The organism is Asanoa siamensis (genome assembly GCF_016862555.1).
GTDB classification, from domain to species: Bacteria; Actinomycetota; Actinomycetes; order Mycobacteriales; family Micromonosporaceae; genus Asanoa; species Asanoa siamensis.
On sequence record NZ_BONE01000027.1, the window covers coordinates 1 to 18,620 of the forward strand.

15 protein-coding genes are annotated in these 18,620 nt (G+C 71.5%); 8 read left to right on the forward strand and 7 right to left on the reverse strand.

Features of this window, described 5'->3' with window-relative positions; genetic code table 11:
- Positions 1–1,027: 1,027 nt before the first annotated feature.
- A complete protein-coding gene (locus Asi02nite_RS41660) occupies positions 1,028–2,224 on the forward strand; it encodes an SseB family protein (RefSeq protein ID WP_239126786.1) in 1,197 nt (398 codons plus the stop codon).
- Positions 2,214–2,579: a UCP033725 family protein gene (locus tag Asi02nite_RS17890; protein ID WP_203714558.1), complete on the forward strand. Its 366-nt coding sequence runs from the start codon at positions 2,214–2,216 to the stop codon at positions 2,577–2,579. The genes Asi02nite_RS41660 and Asi02nite_RS17890 overlap by 11 nt, the downstream gene beginning before the upstream one ends.
- A 1-nt stretch (position 2,580) precedes the next feature.
- Here Asi02nite_RS17890 and Asi02nite_RS17895 read toward each other — a convergent pair whose 3' ends face one another.
- Positions 2,581–3,501, reverse strand: a complete 921-nt coding sequence (locus tag Asi02nite_RS17895) for an alpha/beta fold hydrolase (RefSeq protein ID WP_203714382.1) — start codon at positions 3,499–3,501, stop codon at positions 2,581–2,583.
- Between the two features lie 81 nt (positions 3,502–3,582).
- On the opposite strand from Asi02nite_RS17895, the gene Asi02nite_RS17900 reads away from it, so the two are divergent.
- Positions 3,583–4,680 carry a C45 family autoproteolytic acyltransferase/hydrolase gene (locus Asi02nite_RS17900; protein WP_203714384.1) on the forward strand — a complete coding sequence of 366 codons (1,098 nt, stop codon included), beginning with the start codon at positions 3,583–3,585 and terminating at the stop codon, positions 4,678–4,680.
- On the opposite strand, the gene Asi02nite_RS17905 is transcribed toward Asi02nite_RS17900, so the two are convergent.
- The 5 genes from Asi02nite_RS17905 to acs all read right to left on the reverse strand — a co-directional run bounded on the left by Asi02nite_RS17905 (position 4,677) and on the right by acs (position 12,338).
- Entirely contained in the window at positions 4,677–6,035 is a 1,359-nt protein-coding gene (locus tag Asi02nite_RS17905) for a vanadium-dependent haloperoxidase (RefSeq protein ID WP_203714390.1), read from the reverse strand. The genes Asi02nite_RS17900 and Asi02nite_RS17905 overlap by 4 nt on opposite strands.
- 115 nt (positions 6,036–6,150) lie before the next feature.
- On the reverse strand, positions 6,151–7,071 hold the full coding sequence (locus tag Asi02nite_RS17910) for a helix-turn-helix transcriptional regulator (RefSeq protein WP_203714392.1): 921 nt from the start codon (positions 7,069–7,071) through the stop codon (positions 6,151–6,153).
- Between the two features lie 83 nt (positions 7,072–7,154).
- On the reverse strand, positions 7,155–7,580 hold the full coding sequence (locus Asi02nite_RS17915) for a hypothetical protein (protein WP_203714394.1): 426 nt from the start codon (positions 7,578–7,580) through the stop codon (positions 7,155–7,157).
- A gap of 100 nt (positions 7,581–7,680) precedes the next feature.
- Positions 7,681–10,116, reverse strand: coding sequence for an immune inhibitor A domain-containing protein (locus Asi02nite_RS17920; protein WP_203714562.1), 2,436 nt, complete (start codon positions 10,114–10,116; stop codon positions 7,681–7,683).
- 257 nt (positions 10,117–10,373) lie between these two features.
- The gene (acs, locus tag Asi02nite_RS17925; RefSeq protein ID WP_203714396.1) at positions 10,374–12,338 is read right to left on the reverse strand and encodes an acetate--CoA ligase; all 1,965 of its coding nucleotides are present in this window, start codon (positions 12,336–12,338) and stop codon (positions 10,374–10,376) included.
- 204 nt (positions 12,339–12,542) lie between these two features.
- Here acs and Asi02nite_RS17930 point away from each other — a divergent pair, with 204 nt between their 5' ends.
- The gene (locus Asi02nite_RS17930) at positions 12,543–13,295 is read left to right on the forward strand and encodes a Fic family protein (protein ID WP_203714398.1); all 753 of its coding nucleotides are present in this window, start codon (positions 12,543–12,545) and stop codon (positions 13,293–13,295) included.
- A 229-nt stretch (positions 13,296–13,524) separates the two neighbouring features.
- On the opposite strand, the gene Asi02nite_RS17935 is transcribed toward Asi02nite_RS17930, so the two are convergent.
- Positions 13,525–14,328 (reverse strand): HAD family hydrolase, encoded by an 804-nt coding sequence (locus Asi02nite_RS17935; RefSeq protein WP_203714399.1) that lies wholly within the window; start codon positions 14,326–14,328, stop codon positions 13,525–13,527.
- A 523-nt stretch (positions 14,329–14,851) separates the two neighbouring features.
- Between Asi02nite_RS17935 and ssd the strand changes: the two genes are divergently transcribed.
- The 4 genes from ssd to Asi02nite_RS17955 are packed head-to-tail and all read left to right on the forward strand — an operon-like array spanning position 14,852 to position 18,613.
- Complete coding sequence (gene ssd / locus Asi02nite_RS17940; RefSeq protein ID WP_203714563.1) at positions 14,852–15,889, forward strand: septum site-determining protein Ssd; 1,038 nt, start codon at positions 14,852–14,854, stop codon at positions 15,887–15,889.
- Positions 15,886–17,103 carry a TadA family conjugal transfer-associated ATPase gene (locus tag Asi02nite_RS17945; RefSeq protein WP_203714401.1) on the forward strand — a complete coding sequence of 406 codons (1,218 nt, stop codon included), beginning with the start codon at positions 15,886–15,888 and terminating at the stop codon, positions 17,101–17,103. The genes ssd and Asi02nite_RS17945 overlap by 4 nt, the downstream gene beginning before the upstream one ends.
- On the forward strand, positions 17,100–17,912 hold the full coding sequence (locus Asi02nite_RS17950; protein ID WP_239126787.1) for a type II secretion system F family protein: 813 nt from the start codon (positions 17,100–17,102) through the stop codon (positions 17,910–17,912). The genes Asi02nite_RS17945 and Asi02nite_RS17950 overlap by 4 nt, the downstream gene beginning before the upstream one ends.
- Entirely contained in the window at positions 17,909–18,613 is a 705-nt protein-coding gene (locus tag Asi02nite_RS17955) for a type II secretion system F family protein (protein ID WP_203714402.1), read from the forward strand. The genes Asi02nite_RS17950 and Asi02nite_RS17955 overlap by 4 nt, the downstream gene beginning before the upstream one ends.
- The last annotated feature ends 7 nt before the right edge of the window (positions 18,614–18,620 follow it).

Genomic DNA, 18,620 nt, shown 5'->3' on the forward strand with positions numbered 1-18,620 from the left:
GGCAGTGTCCGGGTCGTCCCCGGCGGACCTGTGGTCGGACGACAAGCCCGCTCCAACGCCAGCCGGTCAGTCGGCTGCGGTGGAGTCGTCCGCGACAGATTCGCGGTCAGAGCGTGCGGCGGCATTTGATCAGTCGGCGCCAGGGGAGTCGCGATCGTCGGCGACCGATTTGTGGTCGGAGCTCAAGGCCGCTCCGACGCCGAGCGATCAGCCGCCTGCGGCAGAATCCCGCTCGTCCGCAACGGATCTGTGGTCGGGGCGGAGGCCTTCCGCCTCGACGAGCGAGACGTCGGTGCCAGCGGGCCAACCGGCGTCGTCGGCGACGGACCTGTGGTCGGACCGCAAGCCTTCGGCGGAGAGCGATCAGACCCGGTCGGGCTCGTCGACACCTGACCTATGGGCGGAGCGCAAGCCCTCAGCGACGGGGGCCGCCGCCGAACCGGGCTCGCCAGCAACCGAGTACCGGCCAGAGCCGAAGCCGGGCTCGCAGGTGACTGACCTGTGGTCGGTCCATGCGGACTCCGCCTCGGCCAGTCCTCAGGGCGGCGGAGGTCCGGCGGGCCCGGACCTGGGATCCGCGCAGCGGCCAGGCAACGGGCAGACGCCAGCCGCCGAACAGGGTGCAGCCGCCGGTGACCCGTGGCCGGCCCAGCAGCGCGTCGCCCAGGACGGGACCAGCGGGCGGTCCCAGTCGCGCGCGGCGGATCTCTGGTCTGATCAGGTGCGCCCAGCGGCGGCGGGCGACGAGCGGCCGGCGGCCAGTTCGTGGGCGGACCAACAGTCCGCAGCGCCGACCGGGACCGACGAGCGCTTGGGCGCCGGGACGGCAGGGGCCGGGTCTGCCCCGGGCAACTCCCAGCCGGCTACGCGGGTGGCCGGTCAGCCGGGGGACGCCAGGCAGCCGGGCGGTCAGCCCGCCGGCACCGAGCCGTCGCACTCGTGGGCCACTGAGTCCGCGGATGCCCAGCCGAACACGGCAGGGCAGCGCGACCCCGCAACCGACCAACAGCAGGCAGCCGCGGCCGCCTTGTGGGCGTCCGCGGCGGATACCGCCGAAAACCCGGCCACCACGGGGCAGCAGTCCGGCTGGGGCGACGGGCCGTCCGCAGGCTGGGGCACCGCCGACTCCGAACCTCAGCGCTGGGCCGACCGCACCCCGTCCACCGGCACGGTCGCGCCGGCATGGACCGAGCAACCCGACCCCACCCCCTCGGTCTTCACCGCCGAGGCCGGCGCCGTGCCCGTCGACTTCCGGCCCGCCAACGACGTCGAGGAGAGCCTGCTCAACGCCGCCGGTGAGGGCAGCACCGACACCTTCCTCTCGACCTTGCTCCTCGCCCGCGTGCTGCTGCCCGTTTCGCCCGACTCCAAGCCCGGCACACAGCCCGGCGGCGACGGGTTCGTGTGGCGCACCGAGACGATCGACGGTGAGCCCTACGTCGTCGTGTTCACCTCGCCCGAGCGGATGTCCGAGCACCCCGGCGCCACGACCGAGACCGTCACCGTCAAGTTCGTGAGGCTGATCAACAGTTGGCCGCAGGAGGACTGGTCCTTCGCCGTCAACCCCGGCACCCCCGTCGGGGCCAAGCTGCCCGGCGCCCAGATCGTCGCCCTGGCCAGTTGGGCCGCCGATGTCGGGCTCGACGCCGGTGAGGACGAGCCCGTCGTCGCGGTCGCGCCGAAGCAGGAGGCACCCGCCCCCGCGCCGGAACCCGCCACAGTGGACTCGGCCCTGCCGACGATGATGCAGAAGACCATCGCGCCGAGTCAGGTCGACTACTACCTCGAGCGGGGCTACGACCGGGTGTCCGGCTTCGTGCACCGCGTCACCGAGGTCAGCCACCTGCGCACGCCGGCGCAACTGTTCACCGCGCTGGGCCTCGGCTACGCCAACAGCCCGTTCTCGCCCGACGCCGCCGAGGTCTACGTGTTGCGCTGGCCCGCCTACCGGCCCAGCCTCTATCGCATCCCGTACGGCGGCCAGAACGAGACCGCCATGCGCGCCATGGAGGGCTGGGTCATCGAGCGTTCGCCCTTCCGCGGCAACGGGTTCGCGCCGGGTGAGGGCAGTGACGTCATCGCGGAGTTCAAGGTGGACAGTGCCCGGTTGCCGCACGGCGCGCAGCTCTGGGTCATCCGCGGCGACGGCTCCGAGCAGGTGATCGCCACCCTGGACGCGGACGCGCCGGGCTGGAACCGGACCAATGGGGACAGTGATGCGTGACGGCTACGTGGCCCGCTGGCGGGACCGCGAGTACGACGCCAGCCCCGACGGCGAGCAGGTCCGGATCTACCAGCCGGACGCGGGCGACGGCTTCACCGAGGTCCGCGCCGGGCGCCACGTCCGCGTCGTGCCGATGACCGAGGTCGACGAGATCGCGTACGTGCGGACCACCTGCTCCTGGAAGGGTGAGCCGTTCATCGTGCTCGCCGAGCACGACGGCTGGCTACGGGTGGAATACACCGGCGGGCGCGCCCCGATCGCCGAGTCGCTGGGCCTGGAGGCCTTCGACTTCGGCGTCTACCAGGGCTGGGCACCCGCCAACGAGGTCACCGACCTGCGCGAACACCGCGCATAGGCTAAGACTTCGCCCACCGCAGCACCTCGCCGAGCACCAGGTCCGGCGCCTCCAGGTGCGGATAGTGGCCGACACCGTCCAACAACCGCCACTCGTACGGCGCCACGCAGTAACGCCCCGACCCCTGCGCCGTCCGTGGCAGCACCGCCTTGTCCAGCGCACCGTGCAGTTGCAGCGTCGGCGTGGTCAACGGCGTCTGCATCTGCTTGACGAACCGGTAGCCGTGCAACCGCAGCACCGACCGGAACGCCCACCGGTAGCCCTCGAGCGCGCAGAACGCCGCCTGCGGGATCAGCATCGCCTCCCGGCACCGCGCGACATAGTCGTCGAACCCGGCCGTGCGCGGCCACGCCGGCCCCGACCACCGCCGCAGGAAATCGCCGACCATCGCCGCACCGTCGCGCCGCAGCACGTGTTCATAGCGCGGCAACTGGAACCGCAGCGTCGGCGTCGCGGCGCTGAACTGGCCGCGCGGGTCCGCGAAGATCGCCGCCCGCAGCCGCAGCGGATGCGCCGCGCCGAGCACGACGAGCCGCCGCACCATCTTGGGGTGGAACGTCGCGGCCGCCCAGCCGACCATCCCGCCGAACCCGGAGCCCACGATCGTCGCCTGGCGCTCCCCGAGCGCCCGGATCAGCCCGGCCACGTCGGCCGCCATCGTGAACCCGTCGTACCCCCGGGGTGGCTTGTCGCTCGCCCCGTACCCCCGCATATCGACCGCGACCGCCCGGAAGCCGGCATCGGCGACGGCGGGCAGCATCTCGTGCCAGGCCCACCAGAACTCCGGGAAGCCGTGCAGAAACAGCACGAGCGGCCCGGCCCCGGCCTCCACCACGTGGAAGCGGTTGCCGTTGGCCCCCACCGACCGGTGCGTCCACGGCCCTTCGACCAGGACGCTCGTCTCGTCTACCACCGGTTCCATCCGGCCAGCGTAGGTCAGCGACACCCCGAACCGGCTCCGGAGATCTCCCGGAGCGACCTCCTAGGGATTACCGTCAGGGGCATGACGATGCCTGTCCCTTACGTCGATGTCAGCGGCACACCGGCCGAATGCGGCTTCGCGTACGGGCAGGCCGCACGCGCCCAGATAGCCGCGAACCTGGATCTTTACGCCGGCCGGTTCGCCGCCGTCGGCCTGAGCACGGGTGTGACCAGGGCGGCGGGTGAGCGGTTCCGCGCCGAGACGACCAGGCTCTACCCCCGGATCGCCGAGATGCTCGACGCGACCGCCGACGGTGCCGGGGTCGACAAGGGCGACCTGTACGCGGTCAACGCCCGCACCGAGCTGATCTACGGCACGCCACCGGACGGCGGCTGCACGGTGCTCGGGGCACTCGGCACCCACACCGCCACCGGCCACACCCTGCTCGCGCAGAACTGGGACTGGCACCCGGACCAGCGCGACGCGATGCTGCTGCTCGACACGACCGACGAGCACGGACACCGGGTCGTCGCCCTGACCGAGGCCGGCATGCTCGCCAAGACCGGTCTCAACTCCGCCGGCCTCGGCGTCTGCGTCAACATGCTGACCACCGACCGCGACGGCGCGGGCCGCCAGCCGGGCGTGCCCTACCACGTGGTGATCAGGGCCGCGCTCGAAGCCGACACCCTCGGCCGCGCGCTCAAGGCGGTCGTCCCGAGCCCGCGCAACGCCTCGATGAACCTGCTGATCGGCCAGGCCGGTCCGGCCGGCGGCGAGGTGATCGACCTGGAACTCGTGCCGGGCGTCGCGGGCTGGCTGCACCCCGAGGGCGGCGTCCTGGCGCACGCCAACCACCTGGAAACCACGCTGCCGGTCCGCGACCTGGTCAACGACTTCGGCGGCTCGACCCTCTTCCGCGCCGCCCGCGCCCGCCGCCTGCTGCACGCCGCGGCCGAGGAGGGCAAGCTCGTCGAGGACGACCTGACGGCGATCCTGCGCGACCACCAGAGCTACCCGAACGCGATCTGCCGCCACGTCGACGACCGGGACGCGTACGCCGACCGCTCGGAAACCGTCTACACCGTGCTGATGGACCTCGACGAGCGCCGGCTGGGGCTCGCCGAGGGTCCACCGTGCGACCACGAGATCGAGTGGCTGACGCTGGAGCGCGCGGCTTAGCGCAGCCGGCTGTTGAACACCTGGTTGGCGATCGCCTCGCCGGTGTTGTAGCCCTGGTCGGCGTCCCACTGCCAGTGGACGCCGAGGTAGATCCGACTGCGCCCGTTCTCCCGCGCGGCCGCGGTGAAGGTGCCCGGCGCCCGGGTCACGCCCACCGCGTGCGGGTCCTCCGTGGTCAGCACCTCGGGCATGCTGTCGCTGTTGAAATAGCGCCGCATGATGCCCGCCCAGGCCGCGCCGAACGTCGCGTGGCCCGAGACGTACGCCGGGAAGTTCGGCGAGAAGCGGGTCACCCCGTCGCGCTGCACCGACAGCGGCTTCCAGTCGGTGATGGGCGTGGTGTTCGGGTTGCCGTCGCCGGCCGCCTCACGGATGCCGCTCTCGGGCCGCCACAGGTCGATCGAGGTCTGGTACTTGGCGTCCCACGAGGCGATGCCCGCGTCGGCCATCGCGATCGCGACGAGCGCGAAGAGCTTCATGTTCTGCGCCTCGGTCCGCTTCCGCGCCTGCGTGACCTGCGTGGTGTGGTGGAAGAGCTGACCCGGCGGCTTGTACGTGCCGTCCAGGTCGTTGGCCCAGAAGAAGGCGATGTTGGTCTGCTCCTGGGTACGCACCGTGCTGGTGTCCCGGCCGAGATCGCGTACCTCGTCGAACTGTGCCTTGTAGGCGGCGCTCTGCAGCATCGCGGTGGCGTTGGCGAACCCGCCGGGCAGCGGCGGCCGGAACTGGGAGCCGGAGGTCAGCGAGAACGGCCGGACGAGACCCCAGTTCGGCGTCTTCGCGTCACCGGAGCCGGTCGGCCGCCACTGGCCCGGTGCGGTGCTGACCTGGTACGGCGTCGTGTTGTTCGACCCGTCGTTGGCCCGGTTGTTGATGACGGCGACCGCGGCCTCCTCGCCGATGCTGGTGCTCCAACCCTCCGGGCCGGGCTCACCGATGGGCGGGAACGAGTTGGAGTCGGCGAGCGCCTGCCGGAAGTCGTGGGTCGGGAACGCCGCCGAGAGTGCGCGGTAGGCGGCCCAGTTGACGTTCTGGGTGATGTCGTAGCTGAAGTTGCCGATCCGCGAGTACCTGCCCAGATAGGGCGTGCCGAGGGTGACGAACGAGTTGTAGGCGTCGTACATCGCCAGGTGCAGCATCGCTCCGGCCCGGCTCAGCAGAGTGGGCGAGGCCGCGGGGTTGCCGACCGCGGCACGGAAGGAGCCGAGCAGGACGCGGTTCCAGAACAGGGTCTTGTCGAACCCGCGGTCGATGGCCGCGGCCGGCGTGCGAGTGAGTGTGGTCGCACCGCCGATCGCGACCGCGGCGGCGCCGGCAGTGGTCAGCAGCCGGCGCCGGGACAGACGAGCGGTCAAAGGAAGCCTCCGTGGTGGTGGTGGCGAGCGCGTCGATGGATATCGACATGAGGCGATCCTTTGCCGTGGCCGCGGCGTCCGGGAGGGCAGAGCGGACGGTGGCCGGAAGCGGACGTCAGACCCAGCCGCGCCGCGCCGCCGCGATCCCGAGCGTGAGCCGGTTGGTCGCGCCGAGGCGTTCCTCCAGCACCTCGAAGTGGCGGCGGACCCAACGGGTGCTCCGGCCGAGGTTGCGCGCGATGGCCTCGTCCTTGAGCCCCGCCGCGGCCAGCCGGAGCACCTGGCTCTGCGCGGGTGACGGCGGGTCGGCATCGCCGGGCGTCCGTCCGAAGGGGACCGACCGGCTCCACAGCAGGTCGAAGTAGTGGCGCAGCGCGATCAGGAGCCCGCGCGCGCGGACGACCAGCGCGAGCTGTTCGCGTGGGCCGTTGACCAGCAACATCGCCCCGTGATCGGCCAGCACGAGCTCGCCGGGCAGCAACGGGTGGACCCGGAGTTGGCCGCCCGCGCCGATGAGCCGTTCGGCCTCTGCCCGGGCGGTCGGCTGCTCCAGCACGTCGCTGCTGAAGACGGTGCGGAACCGGGTCGGCGTGGTCAGGTGGCTGAGCCGGCGCGCCGCGGCCCACCGCTGCTCGAACGGGGTCGGCGCCGACGTCGTCCGCAGGGTGTAGCACGGGCCCGTGGAATAGGCGGTCAGCTCGTGCCAGTGCGCCGCCATCTCCGCCGCGCTGCGGGCGAGCGCGGTCTCGCCGGCGCCCCCGTCGGAGCCCGGGAACCTGCGCTCCAGCAGCTCCAGCTGCGCGTACTGGTCGTCGAGCCGGGTGAGGGCGTCGAGGAGCTCGCGTTGCCGGCCGGCGAGCATGCGGCGCAGGGCGGTGCCCGGCGGTGCGACGGTCAGTGAACCGGTGCCGCTGTCACGGTGGACCAGGCCGAAGGTGGTGAGTTCGTGGACCACCTCGTCGTGCTCGTCGAGACTCTCGCCGGACAGCAGCTGTTCGTAGCGCAGGCGCGCTTCATCGGATAGGAAGACGTCCATGATTCCCCCGTTGGAGTTCCTGCGACGATGCTCCGACGGGACGATGATCTGTGTCAATAAGTAGAACAGTTGATTACGGCACGTTACTGTCGCTTGAACGAGACCAGCGCGTACGGCGTGCCCTCGCCGCAGTCGATCTTTGCTCGCAGCGGCGCGACCGTGGCCGTGATGTAGGTGCCCTCCTCGAGGACGAGCCCCGAGTCGTTGTGCAGCGCGAAGCGCTGGTTGTCGTCGTTGACGACGGCGTAGCAGGGACCTGACCCGCCCTTGACCACGCGTCCCGCGATGATGTCGCCCGCTCGGTAGTCGCTCGGCGTGCTCGGCCCGACCTTGGGTGGCGGCAACGTCGGCGGCGGGGTGGGCGACGCGGTGCGCCCCGACGGCGCGACCGGCGAGTCCGACGAACCCGGCGGTGTCGGCATGGCGGAACCGCCTCCCTGCGTGCCACAGGCGGCCGTCAGCGCGGCCGCCAGGACGAGGGCGGCGACAGCGGTGGCGCGGCTGCTCACGTGCATCTCCCTTGGACGCTACGGCCTGATCGGCGGTTCCGAAAAGGGAACGCCCCCCGCACCACCGAAGTGATGCGAGGGGCGCGCGTACCCGAGAAGATCAGTTGATCTTGATCTTGACGGAGGTGCCCTTCTCCTCGACCACCTTGATCTTCACTCCGAGCGCGGGCAGCTTGACGCCGTGGTTCGGCAGCGCCTCGTCGAAGTAGTCCTTGGTGTCGTCGAACAGCGGGTTGGCCTCAGGTCCGCGGACGTACATGGCCTGGTCCTCGTGGTGCAGGGTGAAGGAGTCGGCCTTGCGGAGGCTGAACGGCGCGTCGTAGATCTGGACCCGGGTGCGCCACGGCTGGCCGTCGAGGCGGTACAGGGTCTTCGGACGCGCGTCGACGTAGAGGTTCAGACCCTCACCCGGGTGCTGGCTCACGTCATTGTCGGCCTGCGAGGTGTCCCAGTAGGAGACCAGCAGACCCGTCTGGTACGGGAAGTGGTCCACCCGGTCCTCGGTGGGCCGGTTGAAGTAGTACGGGCCGTACTGCAGGTACTTGTCGTAGCTGACGTACGTCCGCCAACCGGCGATGTAGTAGTGCGGGTGCTGGGTGATGAACGACGACGTGATGTTCTGGAAGCCGTCCACGGTCCAGCCGAGGTTGCCGGCCGCGTCGCCGTCGGTGAACACCGCGGTGCTGCCGTTGGTGATCGCGATCTTGTCGACGAACAGACCGTTGGGCAGGTCGACACCGTCGTTGCCGCGCTGCGCCGGGTCGGTCTCGTAGCGGAACCGCAGGCCGACCGTCTTGTTGGCGAACGCCGACAGGTCGAACACCGCGTCGGTCCACGTCTCCTGGACGCCGTCGATGCCGGCGCCACCCTCGGCCTCGGTGGCCGTGGTGATGTTGCCCTTGATCGGCACGAAGCCCTTGCCGTCGCCGGCGTCGACCTCGACGTACGCGAAGTCGCACGGGTCCGGACCGCAGTCCTCGATGTCCCAGCGGGCCTTGAAGGTCAGCGTGGACGTGCCCGCGGGCAGGGTGACCTGACGCGACAGCGTGTGCGCGGCGTTGTTGGTCAGGTCGTCGGCGTCACCGCTCCACCACTGGTACGAGCCGTCGGCGGCGGGGCCGACGTCGTGGCTGACGTCCTTGAGGCCGAGCGGGACGACCAGGGCCTGCGGCTTGTCGGAGTTGTATTCCTCCGGGCCGAGGGTCCAACTGTCCTTGACGCCGGCCGGCGTCACCACGTAGTCGAGCCAGCCGAGCTGCAGCTTGTTCCAGGCGCCCAGGTCGCCGGCACGGTCGCCGATGAACTGCTCGCCCTTCGCGCCGAGGCGGCTCTGCGCCATCAGCGTCCAGTACTCGTTGGGGTTGTCGCCCGCGCCGGTCGTGTCGTAGTCGTCCGGCAGGCCGAGGTCGTGCGAGTACTCGTGGTAGAAGACGCTGCGGCCACCGTTCTCCGGCTGGATCGTGTAGTCGTAGATCCAGACGCCGCTGGTGCCGATCTGCGCGCCACCGATCGGGAAGTCGACCGGGCCCTGGCCGGTGCCCTGGAAGGCCGCCCAGCGGTGGCTCCAGATGGCGTCCTCACCCTGGTGCGGGTCACCGTCGGCCTGGTCGCCGCCGGAGTGGACGATCTGGAAGTGGTCGATGTAGCCGTCGGACTCGTTGAAGTTGCCGTCGCCGTCGTGGTCGTAGCGGTCCCACTCGTCGAAGCTCTTCAGCTCCGCGTTGACCTCGGCGGCCGGGCGGCCCTTGGCGATCTCGCCGTTGTACCAGGCGTTCGCGGCGTCCCGGATCAGCGCCCACGTGTTGCTGCAGACGTTGCCCTGGCAGACAGCCGGGTCGTCGCCGGGCTGACCGTCGCGCACCGGGTCGTTGGAGCGGCCGTAGCGCGCCTCGTTGTAGGGCACCTTGACCCAGTTGGTGACCGTGCCGTCCACGGTGTACCGACCCGAAGACTGCTGCTCCATGTACTGCTTCAGCGACTCGTCATTCTTGCCGGTGCCGAAGTACAGCTTCTGGAAGTGCTCCTGGTTGAAGTCGGCCTGCCAGATGGTGGAGTTGTCGACCGCCCGGTTGGGTGCCGGGATCTGGTTGTGCAGCGGCCCCTCGAAGGTGGTCGGGCCGGCGACGTTCGGCGCGATGTTCTTGTCGGGGTAGCTCGGGTGCCGCTCGTTGCCGAACTCCGTCAGGATCACGAAGATCTTGTCGGTCTTCTCCCGCTGGAGCTCGACGTACTGGTCGACCTTGGCCTTGCCGGTCCGCTGCTTGGCGGCCCTGCTCAGGTCCTTCTGGCCGACCTTGACGACCTTGCTGCCGTTGACCATCTGCGGCGTGGCCTTGCCGGCGATGACGTCCTGGATCGCGCTGTCACGCAGGCCACGACGCTTGGACTCAAGGGGGTTGGACAGTTCGTCCGAGACCAGCTGGGGCTCGGACTGCGTGGGGGCCTTCGCCGCCGCTGCTACAGGCGGCTGGGCGAGCGCCGCACCGCCCAGCGCGAAGCTGGTTGTCGCGGCCAGCGACAGACCAAGCAGCCCCACTGCGACTTTGCGCACGTGGATACCTCCGGTGTGAGGGAGCCGTCCCCGGGGGGTAACGGGGGCGGGCGATCAGGCCCCTAATAAGGGGCCAATGAGGAAACTAAGCATTACTGGGGCCGGAGGGAAGCGGGACGCGTCGATTTATTTCAAAAATCTTGGTGGCGGGGACACTCACCGTCACATAGATGCCCGCTACCTGCAGACGAAAGCGGGCGAACCCGGCTCGGGTCCGCCCGCCATGTTCGCGGAAACTGCGATTACTCGTCGTCGGACTTCGCTGACTTCATGCCGTCCGAGATGAGGTCCATGACCGTCGAATCCTGCAGTGTCGTGACATCTCCGAGGGACCGTCGCTCGGCCACGTCGCGCAGCAACCGCCGCATGATCTTGCCGGACCGGGTCTTCGGCAGTTCGGGCACCAGCATGATCTGGCGGGGCTTGGCGATCGGGCCGAGGGTCTTGGCCACGTGGTCGCGCAACTCCTTGATCAGCGCCTCGCCCGCGTCACCCTCGCTGTCGACCGAACCGCGCGGGATCGTGAAGGCGACGATCGCCTGGCCCGTCGTCGGGTCGGTCGCGCCGACGACCGCGGCCTCGGCCACCGACGGGTGCGACACCAGGGCCGACTCGACCTCTGTGGTCGAGATGTTGTGCCCCGACACCAGCATCACGTCGTCGACCCGGCCGAGCAGCCACAGGTCGCCGTCGTCGTCCTTCTTGGCCCCGTCGCCGGCGAAGTACATGCCCTGGAAGCGGCTCCAGTAGGTGTCGACGAAGCGCTGGTCGTCGCCCCAGATCGTGCGCAACATGGACGGCCACGGCTCGCGCAGCACGAGGAAACCGCCGCCGCCGTTGGGCACGCTGTTGCCCTCGTCGTCGACCACGTCGGCGCTGATGCCCGGCAGGGGACGCATCGCGCTGCCCGGTTTGGTCGCGGTCACGCCCGGCAACGGCGAGATCATGATGGCGCCGGTCTCGGTCTGCCACCACGTGTCGACGACGGGCGTGTTGTCGTGCCCGATGTTCTTGCGGTACCACATCCAGGCCTCGGGGTTGATCGGCTCACCGACCGAGCCGAGCACCCGCAGTGACGACAGGTTCGCCGCCGCCGGGAACTCGTCGCCCCACTTCATCATCGTGCGGATCAGCGTCGGTGCGGTGTAGAGGATCGTTACGCCGTACTTGTCGACGATGTCCCAGAACCGTCCCTTGTGGGGGGTGTCCGGCGTGCCCTCGTACATCACCTGGGTCGCGCCGTTGGAGAGCGGCCCGTAGACGATGTAGGAGTGGCCGGTCACCCAGCCGATGTCGGCGGTGCACCAGTAGACGTCGGTCTCGGGCTTCAGGTCGAAGACCGCGTGCTGCGTGTACGAGGCCTGCGTCAGGTAGCCGCCGGTGGTGTGCAGGATGCCCTTCGGCTTGGCCGTGGTGCCGCTCGTGTAGAGGATGAACAGCGGGTGCTCGGCGTCGAACGGCTGCGCCTCGTGCTGCTCGCCGGCCGTCTCGACGGTCTCGTGCCACCAGTGGTCCTTGTCGCTCCAGGCCACGTCCTCGCCGGTGCGGCGGACCACCAGCACGTGCTCGATCGTCGGGCTCTGCGCGACCGCCTCGTCGACGGTCGGCTTGAGGGCCGACGGCTTGCCGCGCCGGTAGCCACCGTCGGCGGTGATCACCACCTTGGCGCTGGCGTCCTGGATGCGTCCGGCGAGCGCGTCGACGGAGAAGCCGCCGAACACGACGCTGTGCGTGGCGCCGATCCGGGCGCAGGCCAGCATCGCCACCGCCGCCTCGGGAATCATCGGCAGGTAGATCGCGACCCGGTCGCCGGCGCGGACACCGAGATCGGTCAGCGCGTTGGCCGCCTGGCAGGTCAGCTTGTGCAGGTCGGCGTAGGTCAGCGTGCGGGTGTCGCCGGGCTCGCCCTCCCAGTGGATGGCGACCTTGTCGCCGTTGCCGGCGGCGACGTGCCGGTCGAGGCAGTTGTAGGCGACGTTGAGCTCGCCGCCGACGAACCACTTGGCGAACGGCGGGTTGTCCCAGTCGAGGATCCGGTCCCAGGGCTTGGTCCAGTCGAGCCTCCTGGCCTGCGTCGCCCAGAACTCCAGGCGGTCGGCGTCGGCCTCGGTGTATGCGTCCGCCTTGACATTCGCTGCCTCGGCGAGCGCGGCCGGTGGTTCGAAACGGCGGTTCTCTTGAAGCAAGTTCGCCAAGGTCTCGCTCATCGTCACGCTCCCTGCGCCGGGGTTGGGGTCTGTGGAGAAATCTAGTGTCCGGGCCGCCTGGGCTGGGAGGGACCGGTGGGGCGGGCCGCGCGCCGAGTGAACCGGCCCGCGCGCCGATGAGCCCGACGGCGTCCGTACTTGTTCGAATCTTGCCATCTCCGCGCGCTTTCGCGCACCCGCTGCACGCTCCGCTAGCGTTGCCTCGTGCTCGCTGACCCGCTCGCGCCGCTGCTGGCGCTCGCCGACGTGCAGTCCGCCGTGACCTCGGCCCGGGAGGCCGCCGATGCCGCGATGCGCCATCGGGCGTTGCGCCGGCAGGGTGGGGCGGTCGCGGCCGAGGTCAGCCTGCGGTCCGCGGTGGCTTCGGCGGCGTTGGCGGGGCACGGGTACGACCGTGAGCAGGTCCGGGCCGGCGTCGTGACCGATCCGGTCGTGCAGGGGTGCCTGCGGGTCGCGTCGGCGTTGCCGTCGTTGGCCGAGACGTGGGTCAAGGCTCCGCGGCAGGTGCTGGCGCGGCTGCACGTGTTGGCGTTCCGCGGCGCGGTGCCCGCCGACCAGCTCGGACATCCGGTCGCGGGTTTCTCGGCGGGGTCACGGCTGGACGCGCTCGCCTCGCTGGTCGCCGGTGGGACGTCGGCGCCGCCCTTGGTGCTGGCCGCCGTCGTACACGGTGAGCTGTTGACGTTGCGCCCGTTCGCCGGTGAACCCGGGGTGGTCGCGCGGGCGGCGGCGCGGTTGACGTTGATGTCGTCCGGTTTCGATCCGCGCGGGCTGATCGCCCCGGAGATCGGACATCTCGCCCGGGAGCCGGAGTGCGTCGGAGCCGCGGGGGCGTTCGCCACGGGTACGCCGGACGGGGTGCGGTCGTGGTTGCGGCACTGCTTCACGGCGGTGTCGCTGGGGGCTTCGGCCCTGACCGAGGCGGCCGAGGAGACGTGGACGGCGCCTCAAGGCTGAGGCGCCGTCAGGTCACGTCCGGCCGGGTTACCAAGCGTGCACCTTGTTCGTCGTCGGCGGTCGCTCTGGGGCGATCCGCCGGGACGCGCCTGCCGCGGCTGGTCGCGCGTGGGTGCCCGGTGGCCGTGCACGGAGCCCGTCGTTTCCGCCGGTGTCCGCATCACCTTTCTACGCCGATGACCGCTTGATCGGAAGCCTCTGACCCTGTTCGGGTGGCGGTTTCGTCGCGCTAAGTGGCGGGGGCCGTGCGGGTGCGGCGGTGGCGGCCGTACCAGGCGATGCCGATCGCGACGCCCACGCCGACGCCGATCGCGGCGGCGGCCACCGGCACGGCCGGGCGCTCGCGGAGCCTTCTGCCGATCGGGATCGGGTGCCGGAACTCGAGCACCTGCCAGCCGTTGTCGCTCGCGAGGCGGCGCAGGGTGCGGCCCGGGTTGACCGCCGCCGGGTGGCCGACGCACTCGAGCAGCGGGATGTCGGAGCTCGAGTCGGAGTAGGCGTAGCAGTCGGCGAGGTCGTAGCCGCGCTCCTTGGCCAGCGCGGTGACCGCGTCGACCTTGGCGGAGCCGGCGGCGTAGAACTCGACCTCGCCGTTGTAGCGACCGTCGCTGACGCCCATCCGGGTGGCGATCACGTCGGTGATGCCGAGCAGGGCGCCGATGGGCTTGACGATCTCCTCGCCGGAGGCGGAGACCAGCACCACGTCGCGGCCGGCTGCCTGGTGCTCGTCGATCAGGGCCGCGGCCTCGGCGTAGATGTAGGGGTTGATCAGCTCGTGCAGCGTCTCGGTGACGATCTGACCGACCTGGTCGACCGGCCAGCCCTTGCAGAGGGTAGCCAGGTAGTCACGGATCTTCGCCATGGACTGGTCGTCGGTGCCGCCTAGGCGGAACATGAGCTGGGCGTACGCGGACTTGACGACGTCACGGCGCGTGATCAGGCCGTCACGATAGAACGGCCGGCCGAACGCCAAGGCGCTGGACTTGGCGATGACGGTCTTGTCTAGGTCGAAAAACGCGGCGCTGCGGCCCACGATCGGAAGTCTAATGTGCGGCGCCAAAGGTGGTGGCCCGCCCGGGGTGGCCTACCCCATAGCCTGGTACAACTTGGTACCGCCCCACTGACACGGCGATGCAAGTCACGGATCTCCATCGGCGTGTCGTGCGAGTTGGGGCAAACGCCACTCGACGCGCACCGCGCATATCAGGCATGCTAGTTGAGACACGATTTCCAGTCGTGTTTCCGACCCTCGGCGGTTGCACCCCCCGTAACCGCTGAGTGGGTTCGGCTCGACCCCCCCGGAGCCGAACCTCAGGCGACCCCCGTCTCCCCCCGACGGGGGTCGTCGTTTTTCGTCCGTCCTCTGTGTCCTCCGTAGCACGTGTCCGTTCCGTGGCTGCGTCGTCGTCCACAGGCTCGGGGTTATCCACAGCTTCGTCTCGTTGGCACGTCCTGGCGTCTCCGGTCGGCGCAAGGTGTGTGGGTCCTTGGCCCACTCGCCCTTCTGGAGGCCTGCTGTGTCCGCTTCCGTGCGACCTTTTCGGCTGCCGTTGGTCGTGACGGCCGACGCCGACCTGCTCGACGAGGTGCTACGGGTGGCGGCGGCCGCCGGCACCGCGGTCGACGTCGCGTCCGACTCCACCGCCGCCCGGCCGCGCTGGTCCCGGGCGCCGTTGGTGGTGGTCGGCGCCGACCAGGCGGCGGCCTGCGTACGTGCCCGGTTGCCGCGCCGCCAGGGGCTGGTGCTGGTGGGTCTCGAACCGGTCCCGGGTTGGGAGTCGGCGGAGGCGCTGGGCGCCGAATACGTGCTGCGTCTTCCCGAAGCCGAGGAGTGGCTCCTGCGCCGGTTCGGCGCGCTGGTCGCCGACGGCACGGGTCGGGTGGTCACGGTTCTTGGCGGTCGCGGCGGCGCGGGCGCCAGCGTGTTGGCGGGTGCTCTGGCGGTCACCGCGGCCCGCGACGGCCGGCGCGTGTTGCTGGTCGACGCCGACCCGTTCGGCGGTGGCCTCGACCTGATCCTGGGCTGGGAGGGGGTCGACGGATTGCGCTGGCCGGGGCTCGCCGGCACCGACGGGGCGCTGGACCCGTTGGCCCTGGTCCGCTCGCTGCCGCAGCGGGGCGACCTGGTGATGGTCTCGTTCGACCGCGGCGAGCCCTTGCCGTTGCCGGCGGCGGCGATGGCGGCGGTCCTCGACGCGGGCCGCCGCGCCCGCGACCTGGTGGTGGTCGACCTGCCGCGGCGCCTCGACGACGCGGCGGTCGCGGCGCTGCAGGGCGCTGACCACACGTTGCTGGTGGTGCCGGCGGAACTCCGCGCTACGGCGGCGGCGACCCAGGTGGCCAAGGCCGCGGCGTTGCACTGCACGTCGGTCTCGGTCGTGGTCCGGGGCCCGGCACCGGGCAACCTGTCCGCGGCCGAGGTGGCGCGGTCGGTCGGCTTTCCGTTGGCGGGCTTGCTGCCGCCGGAGCCGGGCCTGGCGCGCGGCCTGGAACACGGCCAGGCGCCGGCGTCGTCGGGGCGGGGGCCGCTGGCGGATCTGTGCCGGCGCATCCTCACCGACGTCTCCACGTCCTCGGGCGAGGTGGCGGCATGACCACGACGTTGCCGGCCAACCCGCCGCCGTTCGGGCGTCAGTCGGCGGATCTGGCGGGCCAGGTCCGTCGGCGGTTCGCCGCCGGGTTCGACGAGGTGAGTCCGGCCGCGGTCGTGGCGGCTGTCCGCGAGACCGGCGGGCCCGTGCTCGGCGACCGCGACGTCTTGCGGCTGGCCGCGCGGGTGCACGACGACCTCGTCGGAGCGGGTCCGCTCGGGCCGTTGCTGGCCGACCCCGAGGTGACCGACGTGCTGGTCAACGCGACCGAGGTCTGGGCCGACCGGGGCAACGGCCTGCGCCGGGAACGGGTGGCGTTGCCGTCACCCGACGCGGTGCGGCGCCTCGCGCAACGGCTGGTCGGCGCGGCGGGTCGGCGGCTCGACGACGGGGCGCCCTACGCCGACGCGATCCTGCCGGACGGCACGCGGCTGCACGCGGTGCTGCCGCCGGTGGCGACGGGCGGTCCCTACCTCTCGCTGCGTACGTTCCGCCGCCGCCCGTTCACGCTGGCCGACCTCGTGGCCCGGGCCACCGTGCCCGCGTCGGTCGCCGACCTGCTCGCGGCGGTGGTCGCGGCCCGCCTGGCCTACCTGGTGGTCGGCGGCACGGGTTCCGGCAAGACGACGCTGCTCAACACGCTGATCGAGATCGTGCCGCGCGACGAACGGATCGTCCTGGTCGAGGACGCGACGGAGCTGCGCCCGGCGCATCCGCACGTGGTGAGCCTGCAATGCCGGGTGTCCAACGTGGAGGGCGCAGGCGAGGTCGAGATGACCGACCTGGTCCGGCAGGCCTTGCGGATGCGCCCCGACCGGCTGGTGGTCGGCGAATGCCGCGGCGCCGAGATCGTCGACCTGTTGCGGGCGCTCAACACCGGCCACGAGGGTGGCGCGGGGACGATGCACGCCAACACGATCGCCGACGTGCCGGCCCGGCTCGAGGCCCTCGGCCTGCTGGGCGGCCTGCCGCGGGTGGCGCTGCACGCCCAGGTCTCGGCGGCGCTCCAGGTGGTCCTGCACATGCGGCGCGCGACGTCGGGTCGCGTCCTGGAGACCGTCGGGCTGGTGGTCGCGGAGGGGCCGGACCGGTTCGCGACGGTGCGACCGGTCTGGGAGCGTTCGACCGGCGTGGCCGCGGCGGCGGCGGATCTCGCCGCGCTGCTGGCGGCCCGGGGCGTCCGCGTTCCAGAGATCCTCTGGACGGGTCCGCGATGAACGCGATCGTGCTTGCCGTTGCGGCAGTCGTGGCGACGGCGCTGGTGGTCGGGGTGGTTCGCCTGCGGCGGTCCCGGGCTCTTCGACGCCGGCAGCGTCAGATCCTGGCGCCACCCGCCCGGCGTCGCACCGCCACGCGTTCCTGGTCCGTGGGCGGCCTGCTCGCGGTTGTCGCCTCCGGTCCGGCCTGGCGGGCGGTCACCCTGTCGTTCGGCGCCGCCGCAGCGCTGGGTTATCTGCTCGGCGGGGTGGTCGCCGCGGTCATCCTGGGCGCGTATGCCACCGTGGCCACCGTTTCCCTGCGCCGGCGCCGCGGGAACGCGACACGGCGCGCGGCCAGATCCGCGTTGCTGGACCGGCTGACGGGTCTGGCGGCCGACCTCCGCGCGGGCGTCCCGATCGCGACCGCTGTCCTCGCCGCCGAGACCGCGGATGCGACGGCGCCGCTAGCCGTCTTCCCCGAACAGGACGCGGACCAGAGGCTGGCATCGCTGGCGCGGGCCGCGGTGACGTTGGCCGAGCGCACTGGCGCGCCGCTGGCCGACCTCGTCGATCGGATCGAGGCTGACGCGCGGGCCGGGGATCGCGCCCGGGACGCGGCGGCTGCCCAGGCCGCGGGCGCGCAGGCCACGGCGATGTTGCTGGCCGCGCTTCCGATCGGCGGGTTGGCGCTCGGCTATGCGATCGGCGCGGACTCATTGGCGATCCTGCTGCGTACACCGTTGGGCGCGGTCTGTGCCCTCTGCGCCGTCACGCTGCAGATCCTGGGGCTGGTCTGGTCGCAACGCCTGCAACCGAGGCTGTCATGACCGCGTCGGCGCCACGGCTCCGCGGCGGTGCGCGGACCTGGCCGCTTCGCCGGGTGCGAGCGGCCCGGCGCTTGGAGAGCATCACGCCTACGCCCAAGGCCCGGCGACGTCCGGACCTCGCCAAGCTCGGCGCGCTGGCGTCGGCGGCCGCGACCACCGTGCTCGTCGACGGGTGGTGGGGGTTTGCCTTGGCGGCGCCGGCCGCGCTGGTCGCGCATCGGGCCATCGGCCGGCTGGAACCAGCCGACGCGAAAGCACGGCGGCTGCGCGAGGAGGCCGACGCACCGATCTGCGCCGACCTGATCGCGGCCGCGTTGCGGGCCGGTGCGCCGGTCGACGTGGCGGTTCTCAGCGTCGCCGACGCGCTCGGGGGTCCGTTGCGGGACCGCCTGACGCCTGTCGGCCGATCGCTGCGGCTCGGCGCCGAGCCCGACGAGGCGTGGAGCCACGTCGCGGGCATGCCGGGCGGTCCCCGGATCGCCGCCGCGGCGGTTCGATCGTCGGCGAGTGGTGCAGCCCTGGCGGGCGCGCTCACCCGGCTCGCCGACGACCTCCGCGCCGACCGCGCGGCCGCGATGGAGGCCGCCGCGCGCCGTGCCGGCGTGCTGATCGTCCTGCCACTCGGGCTCTGCTTCCTGCCCGCCTTCATCCTCGCCGGTCTCGTACCGGTGATCGTCGCCCTCCTCGGCGACGTTCTCTGACCGACAG

Coding starts and splice junctions, on each gene's coding strand:
- Asi02nite_RS17895 (WP_203714382.1), bottom strand. CDS start 3,501: ATGGAACCGGTGGTAGACGAGACGAGCGTCCTGGTCGAAGGGCCGTGG.
- Asi02nite_RS17900 (WP_203714384.1), top strand. CDS start 3,583: ATGACGATGCCTGTCCCTTACGTCGATGTCAGCGGCACACCGGCCGAA.
- Asi02nite_RS17910 (WP_203714392.1), bottom strand. CDS start 7,071: ATGGACGTCTTCCTATCCGATGAAGCGCGCCTGCGCTACGAACAGCTG.
- acs (WP_203714396.1), bottom strand. CDS start 12,338: ATGAGCGAGACCTTGGCGAACTTGCTTCAAGAGAACCGCCGTTTCGAA.
- Asi02nite_RS17945 (WP_203714401.1), top strand. CDS start 15,886: ATGACCACGACGTTGCCGGCCAACCCGCCGCCGTTCGGGCGTCAGTCG.
- Asi02nite_RS17950 (WP_239126787.1), top strand. CDS start 17,100: ATGAACGCGATCGTGCTTGCCGTTGCGGCAGTCGTGGCGACGGCGCTG.
- Asi02nite_RS17955 (WP_203714402.1), top strand. CDS start 17,909: ATGACCGCGTCGGCGCCACGGCTCCGCGGCGGTGCGCGGACCTGGCCG.